At 64.6% G+C, this 16,253-nt stretch carries 14 protein-coding genes; 5 read left to right on the forward strand and 9 right to left on the reverse strand.

The window, feature by feature from the left end; all coding sequences use genetic code 11:
* The first annotated feature begins 77 nt into the window (after positions 1-77).
* The 5 genes from N2K98_RS14770 to N2K98_RS14790 all read left to right on the forward strand — a co-directional run bounded on the left by N2K98_RS14770 (position 78) and on the right by N2K98_RS14790 (position 5,584).
* Entirely contained in the window at positions 78-1,400 is a 1,323-nt protein-coding gene (locus N2K98_RS14770) for an extracellular solute-binding protein (protein ID WP_255796778.1), read from the forward strand.
* Positions 1,397-2,359, forward strand: coding sequence for a carbohydrate ABC transporter permease (locus N2K98_RS14775; RefSeq protein ID WP_255864862.1), 963 nt, complete (start codon positions 1,397-1,399; stop codon positions 2,357-2,359). Before N2K98_RS14770 ends, N2K98_RS14775 begins: the two co-directional genes overlap by 4 nt.
* Positions 2,360-3,202, forward strand: a complete 843-nt coding sequence (locus N2K98_RS14780; RefSeq protein WP_255796776.1) for a carbohydrate ABC transporter permease — start codon at positions 2,360-2,362, stop codon at positions 3,200-3,202.
* 40 nt (positions 3,203-3,242) lie between these two features.
* Positions 3,243-4,502: an ABC transporter ATP-binding protein gene (locus N2K98_RS14785; RefSeq protein WP_255796775.1), complete on the forward strand. Its 1,260-nt coding sequence runs from the start codon at positions 3,243-3,245 to the stop codon at positions 4,500-4,502.
* Positions 4,503-4,606: 104 nt separating this feature from the next.
* Positions 4,607-5,584, forward strand: a complete 978-nt coding sequence (locus N2K98_RS14790; protein ID WP_255796774.1) for a hypothetical protein — start codon at positions 4,607-4,609, stop codon at positions 5,582-5,584.
* 102 nt (positions 5,585-5,686) lie between these two features.
* On the opposite strand, the gene N2K98_RS14795 is transcribed toward N2K98_RS14790, so the two are convergent.
* The 9 genes from N2K98_RS14795 to N2K98_RS14835 form a co-directional block, all read right to left on the reverse strand.
* A complete protein-coding gene (locus tag N2K98_RS14795; protein ID WP_255864861.1) occupies positions 5,687-7,645 on the reverse strand; it encodes an NHL domain-containing thioredoxin family protein in 1,959 nt (652 codons plus the stop codon).
* On the reverse strand, positions 7,645-9,855 hold the full coding sequence (locus tag N2K98_RS14800; RefSeq protein ID WP_255864860.1) for a cytochrome c oxidase assembly protein: 2,211 nt from the start codon (positions 9,853-9,855) through the stop codon (positions 7,645-7,647). The genes N2K98_RS14795 and N2K98_RS14800 overlap by 1 nt, the downstream gene beginning before the upstream one ends.
* Before the next feature lie 177 nt (positions 9,856-10,032).
* Positions 10,033-10,320 carry an HU family DNA-binding protein gene (locus N2K98_RS14805; RefSeq protein ID WP_269440137.1) on the reverse strand — a complete coding sequence of 96 codons (288 nt, stop codon included), beginning with the start codon at positions 10,318-10,320 and terminating at the stop codon, positions 10,033-10,035.
* Positions 10,321-11,603: 1,283 nt separating this feature from the next.
* Positions 11,604-11,909 carry a 30S ribosomal protein S14 gene (gene rpsN, locus N2K98_RS14810; RefSeq protein WP_227919276.1) on the reverse strand — a complete coding sequence of 102 codons (306 nt, stop codon included), beginning with the start codon at positions 11,907-11,909 and terminating at the stop codon, positions 11,604-11,606.
* Between the two features lie 2 nt (positions 11,910-11,911).
* Positions 11,912-12,079 (reverse strand): 50S ribosomal protein L33, encoded by a 168-nt coding sequence (rpmG, locus tag N2K98_RS14815; RefSeq protein WP_227919278.1) that lies wholly within the window; start codon positions 12,077-12,079, stop codon positions 11,912-11,914.
* Entirely contained in the window at positions 12,079-12,315 is a 237-nt protein-coding gene (gene rpmB, locus N2K98_RS14820) for a 50S ribosomal protein L28 (protein WP_146360594.1), read from the reverse strand. Before rpmB ends, rpmG begins: the two co-directional genes overlap by 1 nt.
* A 373-nt stretch (positions 12,316-12,688) precedes the next feature.
* The gene (locus N2K98_RS14825) at positions 12,689-13,831 is read right to left on the reverse strand and encodes a glucose-1-phosphate adenylyltransferase family protein (protein WP_255796771.1); all 1,143 of its coding nucleotides are present in this window, start codon (positions 13,829-13,831) and stop codon (positions 12,689-12,691) included.
* A gap of 98 nt (positions 13,832-13,929) precedes the next feature.
* A complete protein-coding gene (locus N2K98_RS14830) occupies positions 13,930-14,424 on the reverse strand; it encodes a MarR family winged helix-turn-helix transcriptional regulator (protein WP_255864859.1) in 495 nt (164 codons plus the stop codon).
* Between the two features lie 182 nt (positions 14,425-14,606).
* Positions 14,607-16,187 (reverse strand): MFS transporter, encoded by a 1,581-nt coding sequence (locus tag N2K98_RS14835; RefSeq protein WP_255864858.1) that lies wholly within the window; start codon positions 16,185-16,187, stop codon positions 14,607-14,609.
* Between the last annotated feature and the right edge of the window lie 66 nt (positions 16,188-16,253).

The following is a 16,253-nucleotide window of genomic DNA, read 5'->3' on the forward strand; positions in this document are numbered from 1 at the left end:
CGAAGGCCGCTTAGTGTGCGGTACGTTCCATGCAACGCCGCAGGGGACGCTTACGACGAGGTGGAGGCACAGTACCGATGCCAAAGGACGCAAGATACTGGGGGCATACCCGGAAAGGGGCACGGGCTGCTGCCGGCGTTGCTCTCGCCCTGGGTGCGACTCTCCTGACCGGCTGCGGAACCGATGAGGGCGCAGCACCCACATTGACCTGGTACATCAACCCGGATGCGGGCGGGCAGGCAGAACTCGCGAAGCAGTGCAGCGACGCCTCGGGGGGTGCCTACACCATCGAGACCTCCCTGCTGCCAAACGATGCCGCCTCCCAGCGCGAACAGCTGGCCCGACGCCTCGCGGCCGGGGACAAAAGCATGGACATCATGAGCCTGGATCCACCCAACGTCCCCGAGTACGCGGAACCGGGATACCTGGCACCCGTACCGGACGACGTAGCGGAGCGGACCACCGAGGGTGTGCTGGAAGGCGCCCTCGCTGGAGCAAAGTGGAAAGACGAAGTGGTGGCCGTTCCCTTCTGGGCCAACACGCAGATCCTCTGGTACCGCAAATCCGTTGCGCAAGCCGCAGGTCTTGACATGACCCAGCCGGTAACCTGGGACGACATAATTGCCGCGGCCGAGAGCCAGGACAAATACATCGGCGTCCAGGGCGCCCGGGCCGAGTCCATGACGGTGTGGGTGAACGCACTGGTGGCGTCCGCCGGCGGTGAAATTGTGCAGAACCCTGACGCATCGGCGGATGAACTCAAGCTAGGACTCGACTCCGATGCCGGAAAGCAGGCGGCGGACGTAGTCTCCACGATCGGCAAGGAAGGCCTGGGCGGTCCCGGACTGCCCACGCAGACGGAAAACACCTCCATGATCCAGTTCCAGGGTGACCAGGGATCGTTCATGGTCAACTATCCCTTCGTCTGGCCGGCCACCAACGCGTCGGTCGAGGAAGGCGCGCTGCCTGAGTCCCTCATCGAGGACATCGGCTGGGCTCTTTACCCGGCCATGAACGAGGGCGAGGATACTGCTCCCCCGCTGGGCGGCATCAACCTCGGAGTGGGCTCCAACAGCCAGCACCCTGATCTGGCGTTCCAGGCCATTGAATGCATCGTCTCGCCCGAGAACCAGGCGCAGTACTTCACCACCAACGGCAACCCGCCGTCGAACGAAGAGGCCTACAACGCACCGGGGATCGAAGAGACATTCCCGATGGCCCCGGTCATCCGGGACTCGCTGGAACTGGCCGTGCCGCGGCCGCAGACGCCGTACTACAACGAGATCTCCACGGGCATCCAGCAGACCTGGACTCCGCCGAGCGAGGTCAACCCCGACACCACCCCGGCCGAGAGCCAGGAATTCATTCTGGAAGTCCTTAGAGGGGAGAAACTGCTGTGAGCACTTCCGTCGAAGCGGTCCGGGAAGCCCCGGCCAAGCCCACCCCGTCCAAACAACCCCTCAGTGACCGCGCCAAAGCGGAGCGGCGGCTCGGTTTCTGGCTCGCCGGGCCCGCCTTCATCATCATGCTGGCGGTCACCGCCTATCCGATCCTTCTGGCGCTCTGGGAATCGCTGTTCAAGTACCGTTTGACCGCTCCGGCGGACCGGGAGTTCGTGGGACTGGGCAATTACGCCACCATCCTTTCGGACGGATTGTTCTGGCGGGACCTGGGTGTCACGGTGCTGATCACGGTCATCACCGTCGTCATTGAGCTGATCCTCGGTTTTGCCCTGGCCCTGGTGATGAACAGCGCGCTGAAGGCCGTCCGCGGGTGGCTGCGCACCGCGATCCTCGTGCCGTACGGCATCATCACCGTGGTTTCCGCCTTCGCCTGGTTCTATGCCTTCGACATCAACTCCGGGTACATCAACAGCTGGTTCAACTGGGTGCCCGGGATCGATTCGGACCTGAACTGGTTTGCCGACACCTGGACGGCTCTCTCCGTCATCATGGCCTCGGAAATCTGGAAGACCACCCCGTTCATCTCCCTGCTGCTGCTCGCGGGCCTGGCCCAGGTTCCCGGGGAGCTGACGGAAGCGGCAGAGGTGGACGGCGCTTCCTGGTGGCAGCGGATGTCCAAGGTGATCATCCCCAACATGAAGGCCGCCATCATGGTCGCCGTCCTGTTCCGGGCACTGGACGCCTTCCGCATCTTCGACAACGTGTACATCATGACCAACGGCGCGTACGGCACCGAGGTGCTGTCGCTGCTGGCCTACCGAACCTCGATTACCCGCCTGGAAATCGGCATGGGCTCGGCCGTTTCGGTCCTGCTGTTCATCTGCGTCATCATCATCTGCTTCATTGCCATCAAGCTGTTCAAAGTGGACCTTTCCGGTGCTCGAGGGGGTAAATAAGTGAAGTCCTCACCTGCCAAACGGCGGACCGTTTGGACCATTGTTTCGATACTGGTCGTCCTCTACGCACTGTTCCCGGTGGCGTCGATCCTGGCGACTTCGTTCAAGCTGCCCAGCGACCTGACGTCCGGGACCTTCCTCCCGACCAACTGGTCATGGAGCAACTACGAACAGATCCTGGTCGGCGACGCGCAGGGCCTGTTCCTGAGCAGCCTGCGCAACTCCATCGGCATCTGCCTGATCGCCACGTTCATCGCGGTCATCCTGGCCACCCTCTGCGCCTATGCCATCGCCCGCCTGGACTTCCCGGGCAAGAAACTGGTGCTGACCACGGCTCTGGGTGTCTCGATCTTCCCGGTGATCTCCATCGTGACCCCGCTGTTCAACCTGTGGCGCAACATCGGTCTCTATGACACCTGGCCCGGCCTCATCATCCCCTACCTGTCCCTGACGCTGCCGATCTCCATCTGGACCCTGGCAGCCTTCTTCCGGCAGATCCCGTGGGAGTTGGAGCAGGCAGCCCAGGTGGACGGGGCCACCACGTGGCAGGCGTTCCGCAAGGCCATTGTTCCGCTCGCTGCACCGGGCGTCTTCACCACCGCGATCATTGCGTTCTTCATCGCCTGGAATGACTTTGTGTACGGCATTTCGCTGACCTCCACCGAGGCGGCGCGGCCGGTTCCGGCAGCCCTGGCGTTCTTCACCGGCGCTTCACAGTTCGAGGAGCCCACCGGCGCCATTTCCGCCGCGGCGATCATCGTCACCATTCCCGTAGTTGTCCTGGTGCTCGCGTTCCAGCGCCAAATCGTCTCCGGCCTAACCCAGGGCGCCGTCAAGGGCTAGTTCCCCTCGGCACCCGGACTGAAGAAAAGGATCCCTAACCATGGCATCTATTACCCTTAACCACCTCGTCAAGAAATACGGCGACGGTTTCCCGGCCGTCAACGATGTCAGCCTGGATATTGCCGACGGAGAGTTCATCATCCTGGTGGGCCCCTCCGGCTGCGGCAAGTCGACACTGCTGCGCATGATCGTGGGCCTCGAGGACATTACCTCCGGTGATCTGCTGATCAACGGAGAGCGCGTCAATGACAAGGCACCCCGCGACCGCAACCTGGCCATGGTGTTCCAGAACTACGCGCTCTACCCGCACCTCACGGTCTACGAGAACATCGCGTTCCCGCTGCGGCTGAACAAGGGCAAGTACAACGACGAGCAGGTCCGCAAGCTCGTGACCGACGCAGCAACCACGCTTGAACTGACGGACCACCTGGACCGGAAACCGGCCAACCTCTCCGGCGGCCAGCGGCAGCGGGTGGCCATGGGCCGTGCCATCGTCCGGCAAGCCGATGCCTTCCTCTTTGATGAGCCGCTCTCCAACCTGGACGCCAAACTGCGCGGCCAGATGCGTGCCGAGATTGCGCAGATGCAGCGCCGTCTAGGCACCACCAGCGTTTACGTCACCCACGACCAGACCGAGGCCATGACGCTGGGAGACCGGGTAGCAGTGCTGAAGAAGGGCATCCTGCAGCAGGTCGCTTCCCCGCGCGAGCTCTACGAACAGCCCATCAACCTTTTCGTGGCCGGCTTCATCGGTTCCCCGTCCATGAACTTCCTGCCGGCAACGCTGGAGAACGGAGTGCTGAAGACAGCCGTCGGCGACCTCCGCATTCCCGAGGAAAAGGCAGCGAAGGCCGCCGGCAGGCAGGTTGTCCTGGTGGGCATCCGTCCCGAGTTCTTCGAGGATGCTTCCCTGGTGGAGGAACACAAGCTGCAGCACGGCTCCACGTTCACGGCACCGATCACGCACACGGAGTGGCTGGGCAACGAACAGTACGGCTACATCCACTTCGATCCCACTCCCGAGGTCCGTGAGCTGCTGAACAACCTCGCGCGGGACATGGATGCCGACGAACTGCGCCCGCAGGTGGTGGTTACGCTCGACGCCGCCAGCCGGATCCGCGGCGGCCGCGACGCCGAACTGTGGCTGGACACCCGCAAGGTGCACCTCTTCGACCCCGAGACCGGCGAGAACCTGACCCGCGATGCGGCTGCCGGTGCGGAGCTGACGGAGGAAGCCAACGCCCACCGTGCCGAGGAGATCGCCGCTGCCCACGAGTCGGTCCCAGCGGCCGCTTCCTAGCCGCCCTGTCAGGGACACAGGTGCCCGGCCGGGGCACCTGACACGAAGGCCGGAGCGGGAAACCGATCCGGCCTTCGTCCGTCCGGGCAGGTAACGTAAGAGCAGTGCAGGGAACATCACCGGTAATCAAGGCAGTAGCCGCCTGGCTGCTTGCCCTCATGCTCACCATCGCGGCCGCCGTCGTCGTGATCTACTTCGTTAACACCAAGGCGTACGGCCCCGAGAAGCAAGTCGATAGCTATCTGCAGAAGCTGGCCGACGGCGAGGGCGAACAGGCGCTGGGGATGCTCAACGCGCAGGTCCCCGAGGCAAACGCCGCACTGCTGGACGGCGATGCGCTCCGTGCCTCCGTGAAGGGGCAGCAGGTGCGCGAAATCGGTGACGCCGAGGAGATCGGCGGGAACCGCGTCGAGGTTGCGGTGGACTACGCCTACGGCGAGGCCGAGGGAACCACCAGGTTCGTGCTGGAGAACACCGGCAAACGCTGGCTCTTCTTTGACACCTGGGACTTCGTGCCGGCCACGCTGCCGACCGTGCAGGTCACCGCCCCGGCACTGCGGGAAGCGACCCTCAACGGTGTCCGGGTAACGCTCCCGGACGGTGCCAATACGTTCGCTGCCTTCCCTGCCTCGCGGGTGGCGGCCTCCTATGAGAGCCAGTACCTGGCCGCTGCGGAGCGGGAGATCCTGGTGTCCGACGACGGCGAGCCGCAGCTCACCCTCGTGCCGGAGGCAACCAAGGAACTGGTTTCCAAGATTGATGCCGGTATCCGCGAGTTCCTCGACGGCTGCACGGCCGCTGACCGTCTGGCGCCTCCGGGCTGCCCGTTCTACCATCTCACCAACAACCGGGTGGACCAGCCGATCAGGTGGAGCATCACCGACTACCCGGACGTTGAACTCACGCAGGCTGAGGGTGCCTGGGTGCTCAGCCCGTTGAGCGGCACAGCGCAGGTCACGGCCACCCAGGTGGATCTCTTCAGCGGCGACAAGAGCCCGCTGGTGGCCGACGAGCCCTTCACGTTCAATGCCTCCCTCAGGGTGGACGGGGAAAACGTGACGCTGAGCCCGCAGGTCGACTAGCAGCTCCTGAACAAAGCGCAGGCGGCGGCTTGGAAATCCATGCCGCCGCCTGCGTCGTTAAGCAGATCCAGTCCGGGCAGCCCGGTCCGTGAAGAGCGGTGCTCAGTCCAGTCCGCGCAGGTCCAGGACCAGCTCGGACTCGCCTCCGGCCTGCAGCACTACCGGAATGCCCCAGTCCTGCTGGTACATGTGGCAGGCCGCGTGGTCAGGGATCTCCCCGCCCGGCTCTCCGTCGCAGGCGGCAGCACGGGCGGTGATGTGGAGTACTCCCTCCGTCACTGTGTCTGAAAGCACGAGTTCACGGGTCAGGCCCGTAGCCGTGCCGCCGCCGGAGACAAGCAGCCCCTCCGGGGAGGCGGAGATCTTCAGCTGCGTGGGATCACCCCAGCGGTCATCCAGCTTCTGGCCCTTGGGTGCGGCGAAGCGCACCGTCAGCGACATTGGGCCGGCTTCCACGGCGGTCTTCGGGCGCTGCGTCTGCCGGGCGCCTTCATCCACGGACTGGGCTTCCTTCGGAATGGGCAGGCGGACCAGCTGGTGCCGGTTGGACTCGACCACAATCAACAGCGGTTCGGCGGCACTGTTGTCCACCAGCACGTCCGAAGGCTCGGAGAGTCCGCGGGCAAGGGTGGAGACGGTGCCCGTCACCGGATCGTAGCGCCGCACCGCGCCGTTGTAGGTGTCCGCAACCGCCACGGAACCATCCGGCAGCACCGCTACACCCAGCGGGTGCTGCAGCCGGGCCACAGAGGCGTCACCGTCGCGGAAGCCAAAGTCGAACAGGCCGGTGCCGACGGCGGTTTCCACTTGGACGCTTCCGCCGGTGCCGTCCAGGTTCAGCCTGCGCAGCGCGGATGTTTCGGAATCGGCTACCCAGAGGTTGCCGTCGCCGTCTTCGGCAAGGCCGGAGGACTGGGCAAACCAGGCAGCGGAGGCTCCGCCGTCGAGCAGGCCTTCCAGTCCCGTGCCGGCCAGGACGGCTACGGCCCCGGTCACCGGATCGAAACTGAAGATCTGGTGGGTGCCGGCCATCGCGATGACCAGCCGCTGCAGCTTCGAGGACCAGACCAGGTCCCACGGCGAGGACAGCGAAATGTTGAGCGGGTCGGCGCCCAGCAGATCGGAGGAATCGGAGGGGGCGCTGTCCCCGGCGGCTTCACCGGACCCGGCGGATGCCGCACCCGCCTTCGTCTGGTTCCCGGCGTCCAGCAGCCGCTGCACTCCGTTGCCGGCGATGGTCTGAACGGCACCCGTAGCGAGGTTCACCGAGCGCAGACGGTGGTTGACCGTGTCCGCCACAACGACGTCGTACCCTGCCTTTTCCGCCACGTCGGCAGGCAGCAGGGCCACACCCTGGGGTTCGTTGAAGCGGGCGGTCCCGGCATCGCCGTCCTGCCAGCCCTTGGTGCCGTCGCCGATGGTCCGGCGGACGCCCGCCAGGTCCGCATCCAGCTCCACGAGGCGGTGGTGGCCCGTATCGGCGACCAGGAAGGTCCCGCCGGGCAGGGCGGTCACCTTTCCCGGGAACCGCAGGTCTCCGGCGGTGGGTTCTGCCGGGACGTAGGGGCCGTCGCCGCGGTGCAGCGTCCCCTTGGCCTCGTGTTCCTCCACGAGCTCTGCCACAAGCGATTCCAGGCCCGCTGCGTGTCCTTCACCGGACAGGTGCGCCACGATGTACCCCTCGGGGTCCAGGACCACCAGGGTGGGCCAGGCGCGGGCCGTGTAGGCCTGCCAGGTGAGCAGCTCCGGGTCATCCAGCACGGGGTGGTGGATTTCGTAGCGCTCCACCGCGGCGGCCAGGGCCACCGGGTCCGCTTCGTGCTCGAACTTCGGGGAATGGACTCCCACCGTGACCAGCACGTCGGAGAACTTTTCCTCGAGGGGCCGAAGCTCGTCCAGCACGTGCAGGCAGTTGATGCAGCAGAAAGTCCAGAAATCCAGCAACACGATCTTGCCGCGGAGATCCTCCAGGTTCAGCTGCCGGCCGCCGGTGTTCAGCCAGTTGCGGCCCTCGAGCTCCGAGGCCCGCACCCGGTATCCGGCGCGCACGGTTTCAGTCATTAACGATCTCCTTGATCCGGGGTCCCGGCATCACGCTGTGCCAGGTTTGCAAACATGTTGTTGTAAGCAGTCAGATCGGCGTCATTATTCCGCTCTGCTGCGCGGTCCAGCCGCTTGGTTTCCCTGGCATCGCTCTTGGACCACTGATAAGCCACCCCGATGGCCACGAACAGGGTCGGGATTTCACCGATGCCCCACATCAATGACCCGCCCAGCTGCTGGTCCGCCAGGGCAGACAGTCCCCATTCCCGGCCCATGTTCCCGAAGTAGGAAGCCTGGATCAGTGCCGTTCCGCCCATCACCGCCACTCCGAAGAAGGCGTGGAAGGCCATGGTGGCGAGCAGGATCACCAGGCGCAGCGGGTAGGGCGCGCGGCCGGGCAGCGGATCAATCCCGATCATCGTCAGGATGAAGATGTAGCCGGTCAGCAGGAAGTGCACCACCATCAGCTCGTGCCCCACGTGCTCCCGCAGGGCCAGGCCGAAGAGGTCCGAATAGTAGAAGACCACGATGGAGCCGGCAAAGTTCACAGCGGCCACAACCGGGTTGGTGATGATCTTCGAGAAGCGTGAATGCACCCCGATGAGGATCCATTCCCGGATCCCGCGGGTACCGTCGGTGCGGGGCGTCAGTGCCTTGAGTGCAAGGGTGACGGGTGCACCGAGCACGAGGAACAGCGGCACCACCATGGTCAGGGCCATGTGCGCCAGCATGTGCGTGCTGAACAGGACCATGCCGTAAACCTGCGGTGCGCCGCAGGTGATGTAGCCGAGGGCCAGCAGGCCAACCAGCCAGCAGGCCGTACGCCGGACCGGCCATTTGTCTCCACGCTGGCGGAGCCGTACCGCGCCGATGAGATAGGACGTGGCCAGGGTCAGGATGACAGCCACCCAGAGCCAGTCCGGCCGCCACTCGGTGAGGTAGCGTTCCGGGGTCAGCTCCGGCGGCAGGTCATAGCCGGTGAGGATACGGGCCGGTGATGCATCCTGGGGGAGCTCTTCGGAGCGCGGCGGCGCGGTGCGGCCCAGGGCCACAGCCACGCCGGACACGGCGCCCATGACGGCCAGTTCCACGGCAATGAGCTGCCAGAGCACCCGTTGGGCCGACAGCCCGCCGTTGGGGGCTGCGGTTCCGGCCGGAACCGGGGTGCGGGACGGGTGGGAACCGGCGAGACGCGGAATGATCCAGTTGCGGTGCATCAGCCCCAGGATGCCCAGAAGCAGCGTGAGCCCGGCTTTGGTGAGCACGAGGCCGCCCCACGGCGTCCCCAGCTGGTCCAGCGAATTGATCCGCAGGGACGCATTGACGACGCCGGAGAGGAACACCAGCGCGAAGGCGAAGCCCGCGAGGGCGGAGAACCGCGCCAGTACTACGCCGGTGATGGAGCCGAGCTGCCGGGATACCACGGCCAGGACGATGATTCCGCCGATCCACAGGCATACGCCCAGCAGATGCAGTCCAATCGAGTTCACCGCCGCGGCATGATCGTCTCCGCCGGCGGAATGCCCGATCAGGGCAGTGGGGAGCAGGGCGCCGACGGCGAGGACCAACGTGAAGGCCAGCATGCCGAGGGACCGCACCCCGAAGGACAGCGCGGTGACGACGGCGGCGATGATGCTCACTGCCAGCCAGGCCCGTCCGGTGGAAAAGTCGGTCAGGAAGGACGCCAGGCCCGCCGTGTAGGTGGAGTCTGCGCTGAGCGGCAGCCCGGATACATCGGAGTAGGTGAACACCATGACGGCCAGTGCGGAGAGGGTCCACGCGACCGCGGCGACCGAGGTCAGGGCCAGTGCACGGGTGAACGCCGGATGCTCGGGTTCAGCCGGTGCCGGCCGGCCGGACGCGTTTTTTCGTACGCGTCGAAAGTTGAGGCTCTTGGGCAGGATCGTCACGGCAAAAACCAGCGAGCCGATGACGGCAGCCATGGAAATATTCTGCACGGCCTTTGCTGCGGGAAGTGCCCAGCGGGTCAGCGATCCGGGGTCTCCCAGCTGCGACGCTCCGGCGGCACCGGTGAAAAGCATGGCCGCTGCCAGGGCGATGAAGACGAGGGCGCCTGCAGCTGCAAGCCAGCCGGTGCGCACGGCGGGAACAGCGCTGCCGTTCTGCCCTGCTGAGCTAGGGTCGCCCCCGTTGCCGTGCTGCGGAAGCCGCGAACTGCCGGTGGGGCGGTCGGTCTGGGTTTTGACGGATTTTGGCACAGTACCCATTCTCTACCCGCTGTAAAAATAGGGCCAATCATTGTTGCCGCTATCACGGGTTTACAGCCGGTGTGCCGCAGCAATATTCGGCTGCGCTCCCGGATATGCGCTTAAAAACACGGGAGGGCCGGCATCTCCGCGATGCCGGCCCTCTCAAATGCTGCGGCAGGTTGCCGCTACGTTCTGCTACTTCTTGGTGGAAACGGCAGCCTTCAGCTTGGAGCCGGCGGTCAGCTTGACGCTGTGGCCTGCCGGGATCTGAATGGTTTCGCCGGTCTGCGGGTTGCGGCCCGTACGTGCAGCGCGGTCGGTGCGCTCAACTGCCAGCCAGCCCGGGATGGTGATCTTCTCGCCCTTGGCAACGGAATCTACGAAGATGTCGAAGACGGCATCCAGCACGCCGTTGACTGCGGTCTGGCTGTTGCCGGACTTTTCTGCAACTGCGGCAACAAGTTCACTGCGGTTCATAGCCAATTTATGTCCTCCTGGACTGTGGGTAACTCGAGCGGATCGCGGATGCGAAACCGCCGCTGTTCGAAAACTTACCAGCTTGGACCCCCAACTCCGGCAAAAACCCCTGCATTTAGCGGATTTTTCCCGATAATCGGGCCGAAAAGTGGCTTTTTGCCCTCAAAGACCAGTCAACTCGCTTGGAAGCTGGTCTCGTGATACGCGGTTGCCTTTGGCACGTTGGACTGGGTCCCGGCACCCCCTGAATCCGGGGCGGGAGTCGATCTGCTGGCTCGTGGTGCCGGTTCAATGCACACGGCGGGGATGGTCATTCGCTGGCCCTCCTACGGGCCTCGCCGCTGGTCTTGGTTCTCCGCCGCTGCTGCCCCGGACCCCCGCCGCAGGCCAGAGGACGGCACCGGATGTCCTGGGCCTAATGGGCGTCGGTTGTGCGGCCTCTGAACCGAATGCGTCCGGCGCCGTCGACGCCGGACCAGGCCGCGCGGCACAGCTAGCAAGGCTTGGTGGGGATGCAGCAGGCCGCCGATGTACACATAACGGGCTTATCCGGTCCGACCCCGCACCCGATGTACAGATAACGGGCTTATCCTGTCCGGCCCCGCACCCGATGTACAGATAACGGGCCTAACCGGCGCCCATAACCCCTTTATCTGTACTACCAGTGTCCGAGCACCGGCGTTGTACAGATAACGGGCCTATCCGGTCCCACCCCTCACCCGATGTACACATAACGGGCTTATCCGGCGCCCGTAACCCCTTTATCTGTACTACCAGTGTCCGAGCACCGCCGTTGTACAGATAACGGGCCTATCCGGCGCTCACCCCGCACCCGTTGTACAGATAACGGGCCTATCCGGCGCCCATAACCCCGTTATCTGCACACTGGATCGCGCCGCACCCAGGGCCGGACGGGATTGAGAGGTGCCTCGGCACGGAATCCCGGCCGTGGGGCCGGACCGGTGGACGTGATCACTCCCGGAACAGCAGCACCAGCAGTGGAATTCCTGCTCGGCACGTCCCTCCAGCGACGGATTCGGGGTCCTTGCTGCACTAAATGTTCACAGTGCAGTAGATGCCGCCTGAGCGGGGCATGGAGCGCATGAGCTGTGCAGTAGGCGCTGACTCCGCATGAGCCCTTCCCTCCGCCCCCGGCCAAAGACCGGACCGCAGCCGGAGGGAACGGCAACGTAAGGCAAGGCCAAGCCAGACCAGGCCGCAAAAGCCCGGTTAACAGCAAGAAGGACGGCCCCACAAGGGACCGTCCTTCTTGAAGCGGTAGGCAGTGCTTACCAGCTGGACTTCTTGATACCCGGCAGTTCGCCTGCGTGGGCCATGTTGCGGAAACGCACACGCGAGATACCGAACTTCTGGAGGGTACCGCGGGGGCGACCGTCAATCTGGTCACGGTTGCGAAGGCGGACCGGGGAAGCGTTGCGCGGAAGCTTCTGCAGGCCGAGGCGTGCAGCTTCGCGGGCTTCGTCGGTAGCGTTAGCGTCGACCAGAGTCTTCTTCAGTTCGAGGCGCTTGGCAGCGTAGCGCTCAACAATAACCTTGCGCTGCTCGTTGCGGGCAATCTTGGACTTCTTTGCCATTCTTAGCGCTCCTCACGGAAATCGACGTGCTGGCGGATCTTGGGATCGTACTTCTTGAGAACCATACGATCCGGATCGTTGCGACGGTTCTTGCGAGTTACGTAGGTGTAGCCGGTGCCCGCAGTGGACTTCAGCTTGATGATCGGACGTACGTCCTTGTCCTTAGCCACTACAGCTTCACACCCTTCGCGATCAGGTCGGTAACAACAGCGTCGATGCCGCGGATGTCAATCGTCTTGATGCCGCGTGCAGAAACCTGCAGCGTCACGTTGCGACGCAGGGACGGAACCCAGTAGCGCTTCTTCTGAATATTCGGGTCGAACCGACGCTTGTTGCGGCGGTGCGAGTGCGAAATGCTGTGACCAAAGCCGGGGATGGCTCCGGTTACCTGGCAGTAAGCTGCCATGATCTCTCCTCCAGTTGTAGTAAATATGACGGTCCTCAAAAAACAGACACAAGGCGGAAGCGCCTAAGCACCTGCCATAAAGAGCGTCCCGCCACCAGTTTTGACACCGTTATTACTGCGACTTTCCGGAGGTTAACCTGGCGGGGTGAGATCCAGCCGAAGTGCCTCGCCGCGGGGAAGACGGTGAAGTTCAGGCAGCCGAACGGGGAACCCGGCTCGACAGCCTTCAATTCTAGGTTTATACGGGTGGCCGTGCAAATACTCCCCTGCCCGCGCGAAGCGGAACAGGTTAACACACACACGACTTAACGCCTCTCTATCCTAGGGCCAACGGGCGTTTCGTTCAAACTCGGAGGTACCTGCGTGCCGGGTATCACGACGACGGCGCGTCCGCCTTTGAATCGCGCCCCACCACTGCCACGCCGTTTTCGGGATCCAGCTCCGCGCCGTCCAGTTTCCGCCCACCGCCGATCACCGTTGTGGAGTCCACGATCAGGTTCGCGATCCGCGCTCCGGACCGGACCACCACGCCGTCCAGCAGCACGCAGGAATCCACTTCGGCACCGGCCTCCACCACTGCACCGGCGCTGAGAACGCTGCGGCGTACGCTGCCTTCAACCCGGGCGCCGGGAGACAGCAGGCTGTCCGTGGCCACACCGTTCGGCCCGACATAGGCCGGCAGCCGCCGCGGGCTGGCGGAGAGGATGGGCCACTGCGGATCATCGAAGTCCAGGCCGTTGCCTTCGATCAGGTCCAGGTGCGCCTGGTGGTAGCTGCGCGGGGTGCCCATGTCCCGCCAGTATCCCGGCAGGCGGTATTCCACTACTTTTTCCTGCTCCACCAGGTAGGGAATCAGTTGGTCCCCGTAGTCCTCGAGCTGGCCGTCACGCTGCACCAGGGTTTCCAGTGCATTCAGGAGCACATCCGTGTCGTAGAGGAAGATCTCCGCCGCCACCAGGTCCGTCTTCGGGTTCCGGGGCTTGTACTCGAATCCGGTCACCAGCCCGTTGGTGACCTCGACCACTCCGTGGTCACCCGGGTTGTTGTTGATTTTCGTGGTGACCAGGGTGAGGGCCGCCCCGTTCTCCTGATGGGCCTCGACAACGTCGCGGTAGTCCAGGCGGTAGAGATGGTCCGCGCTGAGCACCAGCACGAGGTCCGGATCAAATTCGCGGATGTAATCCACCTGGCGGTACAGGGCGTCCGCGTTGCCCTGGGCGAAGCCTTCGCCGTCGCCGCCTTGGAAGGGCGGAAGCACCCGCAGCCCGCCCTGGGTGCGGTCAAGGTCCCAGGGCCGTCCGCTGACCAGCTGGTCATTGAGGGACTGGGGCTTGTACTGCTCCACAATCCAGACATCGCCGAAGCCGCTGTTATGCAGGTTGGAAAGGGAAATGTCGATGAGGTTGTAGGACCCGGCCACCGGAATGGCCGGTTTCGCTCGGTGGTCCGTCAAGCTGCCCAACCGTCCGCCGGCACCGCCAGCGAGGATTACGGTCAGGATTCGGGGTACGCGCATGCTCTGGTGCCTCTCATCGTGCCGTGGATATCGTGCGTTAGCTCGGTGTTAACCACGCTAACAAGGACAGGCACTCGGGCAACAAGTTGACTTTGGCGCTACGGTGCCTGGCTGGGCCCGAGAATGCCATTGCCGGGGTCCAGCCGGGCGAGTATTTTCTTCCCCACGCGTTCCAGATCGGCAACATCTTCGTCGGAGAGGCCGTCAAAAACCGCCTTCCGGACGGATTCCACATGTTCCGGTGCGAGTCCCTCGAGGGCAGCCATGCCTTCGTTCGTGAGGGCCGCCGTCGTCACCCGGGCATCCGCAGGCGAGGGGGTCCGGGTCATCCAGCCGCGCTGCTCGAGTTTCTTGACCACGTGGGAGAGCCGGGAGAGCGATGCGTTGGAGCGCGCCGCCAGCTCACTCATCGGCAGGGCCCTGCCTTCGGCCTCGGAGACCATGGCCAGGACGTGGTAATCGAAGAGGGTGATCCGCGCGCGGCGGAACAGATCGGCGTCGAGCGCGGCCGGGAGGAGGCCGGATACGGCGTACAGCGCCAGCCAGGCCTGCCGCTCCTGGGCGTTCAGCCAGCGGGGGGCGCTCTCAGTCATCCCGGGATTCCTCTCGTTTAAAGCTTTACGTTTCAATGATCGCAGGGTTGGGTCCGCACTCCAACAGGTGCCAAACGGCAGGAGCCGGCCGGACGCGCGGGGCGTCCGGCCGGCTCCTGCGGCTGGCGGTACTGCGGTTAGCGGTACTGCGGTTAGCGGTACTGCGGTTAGCGGTACTGCGGTTAGCGGCTGACGCCGGGCTCCGCGCGGTTGTCAGCGGGCTGCGCGGGCGCCTGCTGGCTCCCCAGTGTGTCGAACGGCAGCGCGTCGACGTCGAGCAGCGGGTTCTCATCCTGGCCGGCGACCAGTTCGCGTGCCTCGGCGTGGGTGTCCACGCTCGGCATGGAACCCGGCATCGGCCGCTTGGCGGATTCCTTCATGAATACGACGGCGATGCCACCGGCCACGGAGGTGAACATCAGCCAGTACGCCGGCGACATGTCGTTGTCCGTGAGGGTGATCAGGCCCTGCATGATCAGCGGAGCAGTACCGCCGAAGATGGCGGTGGCAAGGTTGTAGGAGATGCCCATGGCGCCGTAGCGGCTGGAGGTCTGGAACAGGGAGGGCAGCGTGGCAGCGAGGTTGCCGACATAGAAGGTCACCGGGACGGCGAGCAGCAGCAGGCCGATCAGCGTAGTGGCAACCGGACCCTGGTCAATCAGCACAAAGGCAGGAACCGCCAGCACGATGGTGGATCCCGCACCGATCCACAGCACGGGGCGGCGGCCGATCCGGTCTGACAGCTTGCCCGCGAGCGGAATGCACAGGGCCATCAGCACCAGGACGGGGATGGTCAGCAGGGTGCCGTGGACCGGGTCGTAGCCCTTGGAATCGGTCAGGTAGGACGGCATGTAGGACGTGAGTGCGTAGCCCACCGAGTTGACGGCGGCCACGAGGACCATGGCCAACACGATCGGACGCCAGTAGGCGCGGAAGATTCCGGCGGTGCCGAGGGATTCGGTTTCGTCACCGGCCTTGGCGCTGGCCTCCTGGGCGTCCAGCGTGGCCTGGAAGGCCGGGGATTCTTCGATTTTCAGCCGGAAGTAGATGGCGATGAGACCCAGCGGTCCCGCAATGAGGAAGGGAATGCGCCAGCCCCAGGCGACCATGTCGGACTCGGAGAGCAGCAGCTGCATCACCGAAACGACGGCGGCACCCAGGGCGAAGCCCATGTAACTGCCCAGGTCCAGGATGCTGGCCAGGAAACCCCGCCGCTTATCGGAGGCGTATTCCGAGACGAAGGTGGTGGCACCGGCGTACTCGCCGCCGGTGGAGAAGCCCTGCAGGAGCTTCATAAGCACCAGCAGGATCGGAGCCCAGATGCCGATGGTGTTGTAGCTGGGCAGCACGCCGATGGCGAAAGTGGAAGCGGCCATCATGATCAGCGTGATGGCCAGGGTCTTCTGCCGGCCGACGCGGTCGCCGAGGCGCCCGAAGACGATGCCGCCCAACGGGCGGGCGATGAACGTGGCCGCGAAGACGCCGAGGCTGAAGAGCAGCTGTGCGTCCTTGTCGGCGTCGGACAGGAAGACGGCACCCATGGTGACGGCGAGGTAGCCGTACACGCCGACGTCGAACCATTCCATGGTGTTGCCGACGACGGTGCCGCCGACAGCCTTCTTCATCATGGATTTGTCGACGACATTTACGTCGTCCACTTCAAGGCGGCGGCGCCGCAGGGGGGACCTGCGGGTCTTACGGGCCGCCAGTGTGGACGGTGAATCCGGGGTTCCGGAAGCGTGGGGCGGTGCATCTTTCGACATGTGGGCCTTCCCTCATTAGAAGTCGGCTGCTGGAGACAAAAGCAACCACCCGGCACCACACGGTGT

The organism is Arthrobacter jinronghuae (assembly GCF_025244825.1).
GTDB lineage: Bacteria > Actinomycetota > Actinomycetes > Actinomycetales > Micrococcaceae > Arthrobacter_B > Arthrobacter_B jinronghuae.